The organism is Pseudomonas sp. p50(2008), from assembly GCF_015351605.1.
Lineage (GTDB): Bacteria > Pseudomonadota > Gammaproteobacteria > Pseudomonadales > Pseudomonadaceae > Aquipseudomonas.
Genome location: NZ_JACMYF010000014.1, coordinates 47,883 through 61,074 on the forward strand (window position 1 = coordinate 47,883; position 13,192 = coordinate 61,074).

The following is a 13,192-nucleotide window of genomic DNA, read 5'->3' on the forward strand; positions in this document are numbered from 1 at the left end:
CCGTGCAACCAAGGCGGAGACAGGTTGCCGCTTGGCGGCATCCCTCGTCCGCGTTGCGGTCAACGATGGGCAATGTTCTCCAGGGCCAGGTTGCGGGTCCGTGGGCCGAACCAGCCGATGGTGATCATCACGATCAGCATGCTGCTGACGATGAACGCCAACACACCCGGCGTGCCGAAATGCTCGAGAAATATCCCGATCAGCAGGCTGCTGAACACCGTCGACAATCGACTGAACGAATAACAGAACCCGACCGCCCGGGCGCGGATGTTGGTGGGGAACAGTTCGCTTTGATAAGAGTGATAACTGAAGCTCAACCAGGCGTTGCAGAAAGTGATCATCACCCCACAGAAAATCAGACCGAACGCACTGGTTTGCCACGCGAACAGCGTACCGAACGTCATCGCGCCCAGCGCTGAACCGACGATCTGCCATTTGTTTTCAAAACGGTTGGCGAACTTCACGAACAGCAAAGGCCCGAGCGGGTAGGCAAGGGTAATGATGAACGCATACATCAGACTGTGGGTGACACTCACGCCTTGCCCGGACAGCAACGCCGGCAGCCAGTTGCCAAAGCCGAAGAAGCCGATGGCCTGAAACACATGGAACACGATCAGCATCAGGGCTCGGCGACGAAACGGTGGCTGCCAGATATCGGCGAAACGACCTTTGCCTTGAACGTCCACCTCAGCCGGTTCCGGCTCGTCCAGCGCCTTGCCTTGATCCTTCACGCAGCGCGCTTCGATGTCATCGAGAATCTTGCCGGCCTCGTCGAATCGGCCGTGCTGGGCCAGCCAGCGCGGAGACTCCGGCAAGCGCGAACGCAGCCACCAGATGAACAAGGCAAACACCGCGCTCGCCAACACCACCCAACGCCAGCCCGAGACACCAAAGGGCGCTTGCGGCACCAGCCACCACGACATCAATGCCACTGCTGGCACCGACAGGAACTGTACGAAAAACGCGAAGGCAAACGCGGAACTGCGCATGCGTTTGGGGACCAGTTCCGAGAGATACGCGTCGATGGTCACCAGTTCGATGCCCAGGCCAATGCCCACCAGGAAGCGCATGCAGATAATCCCCAGGGCCGAACTCTGAACCCCCATCGCGACGGTCGCGACGGTGTACCAGATCAAGGCAAAAGTGAAAATCGCGCGGCGACCAAAGCGGTCCGCCAGTGGGCTCAGAAGGCTTGCGCCAAGAAACAACCCGAGGAAGGTCGCCGAGGCAAACGCTGCCTGATCGGAAAAACCGAACACGCCCTGACTGCCTGTCGCGAAGATGCCATCGCGAATCAGGCCAGGGCTGATGTAGGCCGTCTGGAAAAGATCGTACAGCTCGAAAAAACCACCGATAGAAAGCAGCGCCACCAGTTTCCAGATCGTTGAAACGGCAGGTAATCGGTCGATGCGAGCGGAGATTTGAGCGGCGCGGACGGGATCGATACCGTCCGCTTGGCTGAAGGAGGCGAGGGTGCGCGCAGACATATGCTGATCCAATTTTTATTGATGGAGAAGCTTAGCCTGCTATCGGAATCAGGTGTGTGCGAATCCCGGCGCATTTTCACCGGATTTCGCTGGTTTATTGCAGTAACGGTATTCATCTTGGTGGTTTATGGCGCAATGGGGATGTCGAACTGTTGAAACGCGTCATCCATCGGCTCATAGCCAAGCACTCGCGTCGTTTCGCTGAGGTCCAGCCGCTTGAAGCGGTTGTTGGAGATGCCATGGGCAATCAGGTGTTGCACGCCTTCCACTTCCACCGAGCGTTGCAGCAACTGCACCGCATCTCGTGGGCTGAGCCAGGCACTCAGATCACGGGCATTGGTCAGCTCATGACGGTCCGGGAATTCGAACGCGCCGATACGCAAGGCGATGGTCGAAAGCCCGCGTTTGGCGGCGTAGTACCCACACAACGCCTCGCCATAGCACTTGCTAACGCCGTAAAGGTTGGCCGGCATCACCTGCATGCCCGGCGTGATTTGCCGATCCACCGGATAACCTTCAATGGTTTGCGCGCTGCTGGCGAACACCAGTCGCTTGCATCCGGCAGCGACGGCGGCTTCGAACAGGTAGGTGGTGGCGAGAATGTTGTTGGGCAGCAACTCATCGAAGGAGGCGGTGGCATGCGGGATGCCAGCCAGGTGCACGATCACGTCGATGCCTTCCAGGGCATTGCCCACGGCTGAAGCGTCGGCCAGGTCCAGGCGCAGGAAACGGTGAGGGACGTCGACCGCGAAGTCGGGTTCGATGCGATCCGTCACCACAAAGGTGTAGCGGTCCTTCGAGGCTTCAAAAAAGGTTTTGCCGATTCTGCCGCAGGCACCGGTCAGCAGTACGTTGAGTCCGTTCATGTGTCTCTCCTTTCAAGGGGGTACAGAAGGGTATGTCGGGTGCACTAGGGCAACCCGTTGCAGCCATGTTTGAGAAATCCTGGGCGTTGGGCCAGCCGTTGAAAGTACTCGTCGACGGCGGGGTAGTCGGGGCGATCGATCGGTGTCATCAGCCAGCGGTTGACTGAAAGTCCGACGACGATGTCGGCCAGGGTGAAGTGAGGGCCGGCGACATAAGCACCGGTTGCCTTGAGCTGCTGTTCGAGGATGGCCATCTTCTGGTTCCAGGCGCGCACGCCGACGGCGAGACGGTGCGGGTCCTGATATTCCGGATCCTTGCGCACCAGCGCCGTGAACGCATAACTCCAGGAGGGGTTGAGCTCGGTGGCCTGCCAATCCATCCACTGCTCGACCCGGGCGCGGGCTGCAGGCTCCGTGGGCAGCAGATCGGTGTGGTGGTGTTTGCCGACCAGGTAGCGGCAGATGGTGTTGGACTCCCATAACACGCCGGCGTCGTCGATGATCACCGGCACCTGTGCGTTGGGATTGAGCTTGATGAACTCGGGGCTGTGGGTCGATGCAAAACCGCTGCCCCAGTCCTCGCGTTCGTAGGAAACACTCAATTCGTCGCAGGTCCACAGGACCTTTCTGACGTTGATCGAGGATGCTTTACCGAGAATCTTCAGTGCGTGTTCCATTGAGCTACTCCTTTAGCGATTCGACGCTTAAGGAATCTAACAGCGTGTCGGCCAGGATGCGACTCAGGCCGGGTCCGGTAACGCCGAGGCTGGCAAACCAAACGTGCGGTCAAACAGCCAGTTGAACGCGAAGGTGTAGCAGGGAATGAAGATGATCAGTGCCAGATCCAGCAGGAAGGCTTGTATCAGGCTGATGTTCATCCACCAGGCAATCAGCGGGATCAGAAACACTATCAAGGTTAGTTGAAATCCCACTGCATGGGCGATGCGTCGTTTAACCGTGCGGTTGCGCGAAGGCTGGCGGCTTTCCCAGCGTTCGAACAACGAGGTGTAGATGAAATTCCAGGTCACGGCGATGGTGGTAATGACCACGGCCAGCGGGCCGGTGCTACCGGGAGAGGTGCCGGACAACAAGGCCAGGCCCAGCGCCGAGAAGGTCATGCCGATGATTTCGTACAGCGACACATAAACCAGTTTGCGTTTAACACCTTGCATGGGGAACGGCCTCTTTCGGACAACGTGATGCCAGTTTTCTGAAGACTGACTGGCAGAGGCGGCGCAAGATAGCTTCAATGGTATTGACAGAAAAAGTCAGAAGCTTTCAGTTTTGTTGATAGGAAGAGTGATGAATTTCAACAGTGACAGCATCGAACTGTTTCTCGCGGTGATAGAGCGCGGCTCGTTTTCTGCCGCCGCTCGAGCACTGGGCAAAGTGCCGTCGGCGGTGAGCATGGGCATTGGCAACCTCGAAGCAGAATTGGGTTACTCGCTGTTCGATCGCAGCCACCGGGAACCGGTGCCGACTGCCATGGCCCACGCGCTGATGCCCCACGCGCGACTGATCGCCGAGCAGCTCAAGCAGTTGCAGGTGCATGCCATCGAGCTGTCGCTGGGCCTGGAAAGCAAGTTGTCGATTGGCGTGGTGGCAGACATCGACAAGCGTCGACTGATGGCGGCGATCAAGGTCATCACCGAGCGACATCCGCTGGTGGACATCGAGGTGCTCAGCGCACCGCAGGATGATGTGTTGGCCCTGCTGCACAGCGGCAGGGTCAGCGTCTGCCTGGCCTTCGCCGGGTTGAGCATGAACGTGCTTGAGCGTTTCCAGTTTGTCGGCACGGAACGGATGATCGCCACGCTCTCGGCGGACAATCCGCTGTTTCAGGGGCAGGATCTGTATCTGGAGGATTTGGTGAACGTGCGGCAAATCATCGTCGCCAGCCGCGACTTGCCGATCAGCGATACACGGCCCTTGGTGGCTGAGTCGTATTGGCGCACCGACACGCTGGCGATGGCGCTGGACATGGTCGAAGCCGGGTTGGGGTGGGGGAATTTTCCATTGTCAGTGGTGCAGCCCTTACTCGACGCAGGCCGACTCAAACGCCTGAGTTTTCGTAATATCGAGAACGGGTTGGTGTTGCCGGTGCATGCGATATGGCTCAAGAGTCAGCCTTTGCAGAAGGGGGCGTTGGCGGTTGTAGAACTTCTGGCCAACACAAATTCCTGATACCTGATCCGCCCCGACTCCTACACAGCTCCTACACGGCTCCGGCAAGGAAACTACGTACTCTCGCGCACCTTCAATTCAAACCCCATGTCCTGCACCGGTTTGGCCACCGTGTTGCCGGCCAGCAAGGTCAGCATCAACTCTGCCGAACGACGGCCAATGGCCTCGCGTGGAGTGCTGATGCTGCTCAAGCGCGGGACCATGTGGGCCGAAGCCGGCAGATCGTTGAAGCCCAGGATCGCCACTTGTTCGGGAATCTTGATCCTGCAACGCATCGCCTCCAGCAGCGCACCCTGGGCCAGGTCGTCGTTGCCGAAGAAAATCGCATCGACATCCGGGTGACTGGCCATCAGCTGCAGAAACAACTCCCCGCCCAACCCGACAGACGACGCACGCGGGGTCAGGATCTCCAGATCCGGATCGTACAGGCCAGCCTTTTGCAGCGCTTTGCGGAAGCCTTCGCCGCGCAGCAAAGTGCGCTGGTCCAGCTGCGCGCCGATGTAAGCCAGGCGCTTGCGACCACGGGACAGCAAATGTTGCGCCGCGGTTTCGCCCGCCGCGAGTTGCGAAAAGCCCACGCAGTTCAAGCCGGCCGCACTGTCGAGTTCCATCATGTACACGCAAGGTATGTTGCTGGCTTCGATCATCCGTCGCGAGCTTTCGGTGCGGTCGAAACCGGTCAGCAACAAGCCGCGAGGCTGATATGCCATGTAGTTGCGCAGCAGGTTTTCTTCTTCGTCGCGGGAGTAGTGGAAGTTGCCGATCAGCACTTCGAAGCCCTTGGGGCGCAAAACCTGATGAATGGCTTCCAGCGTATCGATGAACAACAGGTTGGACAGCGACGGCACCAGCACGACCACCGAATGACCCTGGGCAGACGCCAGCGCACGGGCGGCAGGGTTGACCACGTAGTTGAGTTCGAGGGCGGCTTTCTGGACTTTTTCCACCAGTTCGGTCGCCACGGTGCTGACTCCTCGCAAGGCGCGGGAGGCCGTGATCGGGCTGACGCCGGCCAGCCGGGCGACTTCGTTCAGGGTAGGGCGGCCAGTGGTGCGCGTATTTTTATCGTTTTTAGGGGAGATCATCGGACGGCTTGCCAAACAAAATTCGAGGCACTAAGGTAGCGCTGTCCCGAAGCAGCTGCAAATGCGTAAGCGAGTTTTGCCTGAACCTCGCTTTTCGGCGTTGGGAACGAAAATGCTGCAACCCACAAAAATGACAAGAAGGCGTCGGCAACTTCTACTTTTAGTCGAGTGTCCTAACTGACAAAGGTAGCGCTGTCTGCGCGCTGAGGTGTTACATGAATCATCCCATCACCGCCCTGGTCATCATGGGTGTTGCCGGTTGCGGCAAAACTTGCGTCAGTGAAGCGTTGTGCCAGCTCAGCGGCGCGACTGCCATTGAAGGCGATACTTTCCACCCTGCCGCCAACATCGAAAAGATGAGCGCGGGTATCCCCCTTAACGATCAAGACCGTGCCGGCTGGCTCGACAGCCTGTGCGTCGAATTGCGCCGCGTCGATGCCAAGGGCGAACGCCCGGTTTTGACCTGCTCGGCCCTCAAACACAGTTATCGCGAAGTGTTGCGCAGTGCCTTGCCGGGCCTGGGTTTCGTGTTCCTCGAGTTAACGCCTGAAGTTGCCGCCGAGCGTGTGTCTCATCGGCCCGGCCACTTCATGCCCTCGACCCTGATCGACAGCCAGTTCGCCACGCTCGAGTCGCCCAAGGGCGAGCCTCTGACCCTGGCACTGGACGCTTCCATTCACAGCGTCGATGAGTTGGCCGTTCAAGCGCACCGCTGGTGGCTCGAACACGGCCTGAAACTCGCCGTATGAGTTTTGCTCAAAAAGACAGCGCTGTCCTGATGGCTTGCGAATTACCCGCTTTAATAACAACAACAACCAGGAGACACCCCTAATGTTTGGCATGTCCCACGAGACGTTCCTGCTGCTCGATGCAGTGGTGACGGTGATCGGGCTTATCGTCCTGATTACCAAGTTCAAGTTCCACCCGTTCATTGCCCTGATTATCGCCGCCGCCTTCCTCGGCCTGACCTCCGGCATGCCGATCGGCACCATCATCAAGGCGTTCCAGGACGGCTTCGGTGGGGTGCTCGGTTTTGTCGGGATCATCCTGGCGCTGGGGACCATGCTCGGCAAAATGATGGCGGAGTCGGGCGGGGCGGATCAGATTGCCCAGACCCTGATTCGTGCGTTCGGCAAGGACAAGGTGCAGTGGGCGATGATGTTCGCCGCTTTCCTGGTCGGCATTCCGCTGTTCTTCGAAATCGGTTTCGTGCTGTTGATTCCACTGGTGTTCATCGTCGCGCGGCGTACCGGCGTGTCGATCATCAAGATCGGTATCCCGCTGCTCGCCGGTCTGTCGGCGGTGCACGGTCTGGTTCCGCCACACCCGGGCCCGTTGCTGGCCATTGGCGTGTTCGGTGCCGACATCGGTAAAACCATTCTGTACGGGCTGATCGTGGCACTGCCAACCGCCATTATTGCCGGGCCGATTTTCGGTACGTTCATCGCCAAGTACATTCCGGGCCATGCCAACCAGGAACTGGTGGATCAACTGGCTCGCGAGCCGGAAGCGACCAACCTGCCAAGCTTCAGCATCACCCTGATCACCGTGTTGCTCCCGGTGTTCCTGATGCTGCTGAAAACATTTGCCGACGTCGCGTTGCCGGATGGCCACTTCTTCCGCACGTGGATGGACATGATCGGTCACCCGATCTCGGCGTTGCTGCTGGCGTTGCTGCTGTCGCTGTATACCTTCGGTCACCGTCAGGGCATCGATTCCAAACGCATTCTCAAATTGCTCGACGCGAGTCTGGCACCGACGGCGGCGATCATTTTGATCATCGGCGCGGGCGGTGGCTTCAAGCAGATGCTGGTTACCAGCGGCGTGGGTGATGTGATCGGCCACATGGCGGTCAACGCACAGATCTCGCCGATCCTGTTGGCGTGGCTGGTAGCAGCAGTGATTCGTGTCGCGACCGGTTCTGCCACTGTGGCGACCATCACTGGCGCGGGCATCGTGGTGCCGGTGGTGGGGATGATTCCAGGTGTGAACCGTGAACTGCTGGTGCTGGCGACCGGTGCCGGTTCGCTGGTGCTGTCCCACGTCAACGACGCCGGTTTCTGGCTGGTGAAGCAGTACTTCAACATGACCGTGGCAGAAACCTTCAAGACCTGGACCGCGATGGAAACCATCCTGTCCGTGGTGGCGCTGGGCTTTATTCTGTTGTTGTCGATGTTCGTTTAAGCACACCACTGCACTGATCATTCCCACGCAGAGCGTGGGAATGATCAGCCACAAAAAAACCGCATCGCTGCGGTTTTTTTGTAGCTGCTTGATCACTCAGATGTTGGTCTTGCTGATCAATCCATCCGCTCTGAACATCCCGCGAATCCCGCGTACCGCCTGGCGAATCCGGTCCTGGTTTTCGATCAGCGCGAAGCGCACGTGATCATCCCCGTACTCCCCGAACCCCACACCCGGCGAGACGCAGACCTTGGCCTCGGCCAGCAGTTTCTTGGCGAACTCCAGCGAACCCATGTGCGCATACGCGTCAGGAATCTTGGCCCACACGTACATCGAGGCTTTCGGGTTTTCGACCATCCAGCCCAGTTCATGCAGGCCTTTGACCAGCACATTGCGGCGCTGGCGATACTGTTCGGCGATGTCTTTGACACACTGCTGATCGCCTTCCAGCGCCGCAATGGCCGCGACCTGCAGCGGGGTAAATGTGCCGTAGTCGTGGTAACTCTTGATCCGCGCCAAGGCGTTGACCAGTTCCGCGTTGCCGACCATGAAACCGATACGCCAGCCCGCCATGTTGTAGCTCTTGGACAGGGTGAAAAACTCCACCGCAATGTCCTTGGCGCCCGGCACCTGCATGATCGACGGGGCTTTCCAGCCGTCATAGACGATGTCGGCGTAGGCCAGGTCGTGCACGACCAACACGTCGTACTGCTTGGCGAGGGCGATCACTCGCTCGAAGAAGTCGAGTTCCACGCACTGGGCTGTCGGGTTGGACGGGAAGCCGAGGATCATCATTTTCGGCTTCGGGATCGACCCTCGAATGGCGCGTTCGAGTTCGGCGAAGAAATCCACACCCGGAATCAGCGGCACCGAACGCACCTGGGCGCCAGCAATCACGGCACCGTAGATGTGAATCGGGTAGCTCGGGTTCGGCACCAGCACGGTGTCGCCCTGATCAAGGGTCGCCAGCATCAGATGCGCCAGGCCTTCCTTGGAACCGATCGTGACGATGGCCTCGGTTTCCGGGTCGATATCGACTTCGTAGCGATCCTTGTACCAGTTGGAAATCGCCCGACGCAGACGCGGTATGCCCTTGGACGTGGAGTAGCCGTGGGTGTCTTCGCGCTGGGCGACGGTGACGAGTTTTTCGACGATATGCGGCGGCGTCGGGCCGTCAGGATTGCCCATGCTGAAGTCGATGATGTCTTCGCCACGACGACGGGCGGCCATCTTCAGCTCGGCAGTGATGTTGAAAACATAAGGGGGGAGTCGATCTATGCGCGCAAAGCGGCGCGGCGAACCTTGTTCGGCCATTGTTGCCTCGGATAACGTAAGCGCCCGGAACCGTCCGAGCGACGCTGGCCACTGCGGTGGCCTGTGGCGGAATGTAAGGGCAGCTGTGGCAAACTGTCCAGCAGGTTTGTAAATAATCTTTTCCCAAGGAAAGCGGTCGATGGAATTCACCAGTGGCTTTTTGCTGAGCCTTTCGCTGTGCCTGGACATTGGCGTGGCCAATATCGCGATGATCACCCTGGCCATGCAACGCGGCTATTTTCAAGGCTTTGCGCTGGGCTTGGGGACCTGTGTCGGCGACCTGATTTACGCGGTGCTGGCGCTGGCGGGCATGACGGTTTTGCTGCAATACGAAACCGTGCGCTGGGTATTGTGGATTGGCGGTTCGGCGCTGTTGGTGTATTTCGCGGCGAAGATGATTTATTCGGCGATTCATCACGAAGCGGTGCTGGCGCAAACGGCGGAGGTGGGGCAGAACTCACATCGCAAAGAGTTTTTCCGCGGGATCTTCCTCGCCATGTCGTCCCCCAGCGCCATTCTCTGGTTCGCGGCGGTGGGCGGCACGTTGATCGCCCGTTCTGGCGCTGCTGGTCCGGTCAGTTCGGCGTTGTTCCTGAGTGGATTCTTCTTTGCCGGGCTGCTCTGGAGTGCGTGCCTGTGCTTCGCGGCGAGTCATGGCGGCAAGTTGCTGGGCGACAAACTGCTGCGTTATTCCTACATGGCATCAGCGGCGATCTTCTGCTATTTCGCGGTGTACGTGATCCTATCGGGTTACAACGAGTTTGTCGGCAGCGGTGCCGTCGAGCAGTTGCACACCCTGTAATTTGGCGAATCGGGTTTGGCTTCTATACTCCCAGCCGAACCCACTTTTTCATTCCAGGAGTCGAGTCATGGACGAGCAAGCACGCGTGGAACTGGCTGAACCTCGCTTCGAGCATGGACACTTCCTGCTGATCGCGGGGCTTGGTGGACGATTCACCCAGGAAACCGCCGGTAGAATCCCTGATCTGTGGGAAAAATTCATCTCCGAGATCGGCAAGATTCCTGGCCAAAAAAGCGAAGTCACCTACGGCATCTGCTGCAATCCGGATGGCAAGGGTGGTTTCGAATACATCGCCGGTGTCGAAATCAGCAAGCTCGATGACCTGCCCGAGAAATATCGCTGGGTCGAAGTTCAACCTCAGCACTATGCGGTATTCGAGCACAAGGGCTCGCTGGATAAACTGCCGGAGGTCTTTCAGTACATCTGGCATACCTGGCTGCCGCAATCCGGACACGAGGCGGCGGACGCTCCGGAATTCGAGCGTTACAGCGAAGACTACAATCCGAAACTCAACACTGGCGTGCTGGAAATCTGGCTGCCGCTCAAGGCGTAATAATTTATGATCGCCAACCTTCTTCATCGCTGACTTCGAGTTGCCATGACCCTTGTTATTCGCCACGTCACGCCTGCTGACCTGGACCGCTGCTACAGCATCGAAACCGTCGCCTACGAAGGCGACGAAGCCGCCACTCGCGAAAAGATCGCGACCCGCATTGCCACCTGGCCCGAAGGTTTCATCGTCGCCGAGGTGGAGGGCGTTGTCGCCGGCTTCATCAATTCCGGCGCGGCGTTTGAAGTGGAAATGTCGGACGAGGCCTTCAAGGAGCTGATCGGCCACGACCCGGCAGGCCCGCATGTGGTGATCATGTCAGTGGTGGTTCATCCGGATTATCAGGGACAGGGTGTGGCGAAGCGTTTGATGGAAGAGTTCATCGAGCGCATGCGCGCCATGGGCAAGGTCAGCATCAACCTGATGTGCAAGGAGCGGCATGTGCCGTTTTACGCCGGATTCGGCTTTGCCTACGTCAAGCCATCGACGTCGGATCACGGCGGGATGGCATGGCATGAAATGGTGCTGACGTTATAGTCAGTGAAGATCAACTGTGGGAGCAAAGCTTGCTCGCGATAGCGATCTCAAAGACGCCATCGCGAGCTGGGATGTGTCAGTAAAGACTGTCGCGCACCCTCGCCGGGGCTTCCCGGTCATAGGTCTCGGCATCGAACTCCCCATCATTCAAACGCTTGTGAAACGCGCCCGCCGTCGGCAGCGCAGAGCGGTCGAGGTAGGTCTGCGGGTTCCACACATCGGAACGCACCATCGCCTTCGAGCAATGAAAATACGCCGCCTCCACTGTCACCAGCATCACCGTGCGTGCGGGTTTGCCGTTCACCGCGAAGCTGTTCAACAGCTCCGGCTCGGCACTGATCTGCGCGCTGCCGTTAACCCGCAAGGTCTCGCCAATCCCCGGAATGATGAACAGCAATGACACCCTTGAATCCAGCACGACATTGCGCAGGGTGTCGATGCGGTTGTTGCCCGGACGGTCCGGAATGGCCAGCGTTCGCGAGTCGATAATCCGCACGAAACCCGGCATGTCACCCCTTGGCGAACCGTCCATGCCATCCGGGCCGACCGAGCTGATGATCACGAGCGGGGAAGCACGGACCATCGCCTGATAATCCTCGTTCAAGAAAGGGATTTGCTTGCGCACGGCGCGATCGTGGGGTTGGCCGTAAATGGCCTCCAGTGCTTCGATGCTATTGAGCATAATTATCTCCTTGAAAAAACAGACCCATGCGCCGTTCAAAACCGATACGGCCCTTGTACGCTTCGCCGGTATCGACCCAGCCGAATTTTGCGTAAAGCGCGATCGCCGCTTCATTATCCGCGTCCACCGACAGTTCCAGTCCCTTGATCTCCGGCCAGGCCAGGCGCGCCACTTCCGGCAGCGCTTGCAGGCAAGCCTTGCCGTAGCCTTTGCCCTGAGCCCGTTGATCGACTTGCAGTGCATGCAGCGTGGCGCTGTGTTCGTTCGCCCAGGCAGGCAATACCGGCGGGCGTTTGAGCAGCAGGAACGCGACGGGAACGTCCTCGACCAGCAAGGCAAATCCTTTGACGCCGGGGCCGGGTTTGGACAGCAGGGAATGCAGCGCTCCGAAGATATCGCCGCAAAACCTGATTTGTTTCGGATGCACTTCGATGGCCTCGACCTGTTGGCGCTGGAGCGTATTCAGGCTTTCGTAAGGCACAAGCTGGGCTGTCACTGGAGTGTCCTTTTTCCAACAGAATCGAGCCTCGGATTCTAGCGAGTTTGTGTCCGTGGATTATTTTTATTTGGGCTGTCGAATGGGCGTCGGTCCAGACGACTAAGGGTGTCTTCACAACAATACACACGGAGAACCCTCATGAGCGCACACGCCGAAATCCAGAGCCTGATCGATACCTATCAACAGGCCGTCATCGCCAAGGATATTGATAAAGTCATGGCACTGTATGCCGATGACATCGTTTCGTTCGATGCGGTCAAAGCCCTGCAATTCAAGGGCAAGGCCGCTTACCGCGCGCATTGGCAGGCGTGCATGGAAATGTGCCCCGGCCCGCACATTTTCGAGTTTCACCAAATCAACATTGTGACCGGCGAACAGATCGCTTTCGCCCATTGGCTGGCCCATTGCGGTGGTACCAATGACAAGGGTGAAACCCAGGCCTGCTGGATGCGCGGTACAGCCGGCTATCGTCGCGACGCGGGCCAATGGCGCATCGTCCACGAACACTTTTCTGCCCCGTTCGACATGGAAAGCGGTGCCACGTTGTTCGACTTGCAACCTTGATCGTCTGGCTGGTCGTCGGGAAAAAACACCCAAACGCCAAACTGCAGCCATAGTTGATCCGTTCGATCCGGGAGAATCCCATGAAGTATTTGTGCCTGGTCTACAGCAGTGAGCGCGAACTGCATTCGCTGCCCGAGAGCCCTAAAGATGCCGAATGCATGGCCTATGCCGAGTCCATCCAGGGCAGCGGGCGAATGATCGCCGCCGAGGCGCTGGAATCAGTGCAGACCGCGACCACCGTGCGCATGCGCAACGGCAAACTGTCGATTACCGACGGCCCCTTTGCCGAAACCAAGGAGCAGTTGGCTGGCTTCTACCTGATCGATGCCAAGGACCTTAACGAAGCCCTTCAGGTCGCCGGAAATATTCCGGCGGCACGGGTGGGCTGTGTCGAGGTGCGCCCCGTTCGCCAGTTGAATCCCTGAATAACAAAGACAA

The 13,192-nt window shown here is 58.6% G+C and carries 16 protein-coding genes; 8 read left to right on the forward strand and 8 right to left on the reverse strand.

What is annotated here, in order from left to right; translation table 11 throughout:
- Positions 1-59: 59 nt before the first annotated feature.
- The 4 genes from H7698_RS29260 to H7698_RS29275 all read right to left on the reverse strand — a co-directional run bounded on the left by H7698_RS29260 (position 60) and on the right by H7698_RS29275 (position 3,525).
- Positions 60-1,487 (reverse strand): MFS transporter, encoded by a 1,428-nt coding sequence (locus tag H7698_RS29260; RefSeq protein ID WP_162438655.1) that lies wholly within the window; start codon positions 1,485-1,487, stop codon positions 60-62.
- Between the two features lie 125 nt (positions 1,488-1,612).
- On the reverse strand, positions 1,613-2,353 hold the full coding sequence (locus tag H7698_RS29265) for an NAD-dependent epimerase/dehydratase family protein (protein WP_194693738.1): 741 nt from the start codon (positions 2,351-2,353) through the stop codon (positions 1,613-1,615).
- Between the two features lie 44 nt (positions 2,354-2,397).
- Positions 2,398-3,030 carry a glutathione S-transferase family protein gene (locus tag H7698_RS29270; RefSeq protein WP_162438657.1) on the reverse strand — a complete coding sequence of 211 codons (633 nt, stop codon included), beginning with the start codon at positions 3,028-3,030 and terminating at the stop codon, positions 2,398-2,400.
- A gap of 63 nt (positions 3,031-3,093) precedes the next feature.
- Positions 3,094-3,525, reverse strand: a complete 432-nt coding sequence (locus H7698_RS29275) for a PACE efflux transporter (RefSeq protein WP_194693739.1) — start codon at positions 3,523-3,525, stop codon at positions 3,094-3,096.
- Between the two features lie 130 nt (positions 3,526-3,655).
- Here H7698_RS29275 and H7698_RS29280 point away from each other — a divergent pair, with 130 nt between their 5' ends.
- On the forward strand, positions 3,656-4,537 hold the full coding sequence (locus H7698_RS29280; RefSeq protein ID WP_194693740.1) for a LysR family transcriptional regulator: 882 nt from the start codon (positions 3,656-3,658) through the stop codon (positions 4,535-4,537).
- Between the two features lie 53 nt (positions 4,538-4,590).
- Here H7698_RS29280 and H7698_RS29285 read toward each other — a convergent pair whose 3' ends face one another.
- Positions 4,591-5,622, reverse strand: a complete 1,032-nt coding sequence (locus H7698_RS29285) for a LacI family DNA-binding transcriptional regulator (protein WP_194693741.1) — start codon at positions 5,620-5,622, stop codon at positions 4,591-4,593.
- 215 nt (positions 5,623-5,837) lie between these two features.
- Here H7698_RS29285 and H7698_RS29290 point away from each other — a divergent pair, with 215 nt between their 5' ends.
- Positions 5,838-6,371 (forward strand): gluconokinase, encoded by a 534-nt coding sequence (locus H7698_RS29290; protein ID WP_162438661.1) that lies wholly within the window; start codon positions 5,838-5,840, stop codon positions 6,369-6,371.
- Positions 6,372-6,453: 82 nt separating this feature from the next.
- On the forward strand, positions 6,454-7,806 hold the full coding sequence (locus H7698_RS29295; RefSeq protein ID WP_162438662.1) for a GntP family permease: 1,353 nt from the start codon (positions 6,454-6,456) through the stop codon (positions 7,804-7,806).
- A gap of 96 nt (positions 7,807-7,902) precedes the next feature.
- On the opposite strand, the gene alaC is transcribed toward H7698_RS29295, so the two are convergent.
- Entirely contained in the window at positions 7,903-9,120 is a 1,218-nt protein-coding gene (gene alaC, locus H7698_RS29300) for an alanine transaminase (RefSeq protein WP_162438663.1), read from the reverse strand.
- A gap of 139 nt (positions 9,121-9,259) precedes the next feature.
- On the opposite strand from alaC, the gene H7698_RS29305 reads away from it, so the two are divergent.
- The 3 genes from H7698_RS29305 to H7698_RS29315 all read left to right on the forward strand — a co-directional run bounded on the left by H7698_RS29305 (position 9,260) and on the right by H7698_RS29315 (position 11,009).
- A complete protein-coding gene (locus tag H7698_RS29305) occupies positions 9,260-9,922 on the forward strand; it encodes a LysE family translocator (RefSeq protein WP_194693742.1) in 663 nt (220 codons plus the stop codon).
- Positions 9,923-9,989: 67 nt separating this feature from the next.
- Positions 9,990-10,475, forward strand: a complete 486-nt coding sequence (locus H7698_RS29310) for a GyrI-like domain-containing protein (RefSeq protein ID WP_194693743.1) — start codon at positions 9,990-9,992, stop codon at positions 10,473-10,475.
- A 45-nt stretch (positions 10,476-10,520) separates the two neighbouring features.
- Positions 10,521-11,009, forward strand: coding sequence for a GNAT family N-acetyltransferase (locus H7698_RS29315; protein ID WP_162438666.1), 489 nt, complete (start codon positions 10,521-10,523; stop codon positions 11,007-11,009).
- 76 nt (positions 11,010-11,085) lie between these two features.
- Here H7698_RS29315 and H7698_RS29320 read toward each other — a convergent pair whose 3' ends face one another.
- Positions 11,086-11,691 carry a pyridoxamine 5'-phosphate oxidase family protein gene (locus tag H7698_RS29320; protein WP_194693744.1) on the reverse strand — a complete coding sequence of 202 codons (606 nt, stop codon included), beginning with the start codon at positions 11,689-11,691 and terminating at the stop codon, positions 11,086-11,088.
- The gene (locus tag H7698_RS29325) at positions 11,681-12,187 is read right to left on the reverse strand and encodes a GNAT family N-acetyltransferase (RefSeq protein ID WP_194693745.1); all 507 of its coding nucleotides are present in this window, start codon (positions 12,185-12,187) and stop codon (positions 11,681-11,683) included. Before H7698_RS29325 ends, H7698_RS29320 begins: the two co-directional genes overlap by 11 nt.
- Before the next feature lie 141 nt (positions 12,188-12,328).
- Here H7698_RS29325 and H7698_RS29330 point away from each other — a divergent pair, with 141 nt between their 5' ends.
- Both H7698_RS29330 and H7698_RS29335 read left to right on the forward strand, forming a co-directional pair.
- Positions 12,329-12,754: a YybH family protein gene (locus H7698_RS29330; RefSeq protein WP_162438669.1), complete on the forward strand. Its 426-nt coding sequence runs from the start codon at positions 12,329-12,331 to the stop codon at positions 12,752-12,754.
- 80 nt (positions 12,755-12,834) lie between these two features.
- The gene (locus tag H7698_RS29335) at positions 12,835-13,179 is read left to right on the forward strand and encodes a YciI family protein (RefSeq protein ID WP_162438670.1); all 345 of its coding nucleotides are present in this window, start codon (positions 12,835-12,837) and stop codon (positions 13,177-13,179) included.
- The last annotated feature ends 13 nt before the right edge of the window (positions 13,180-13,192 follow it).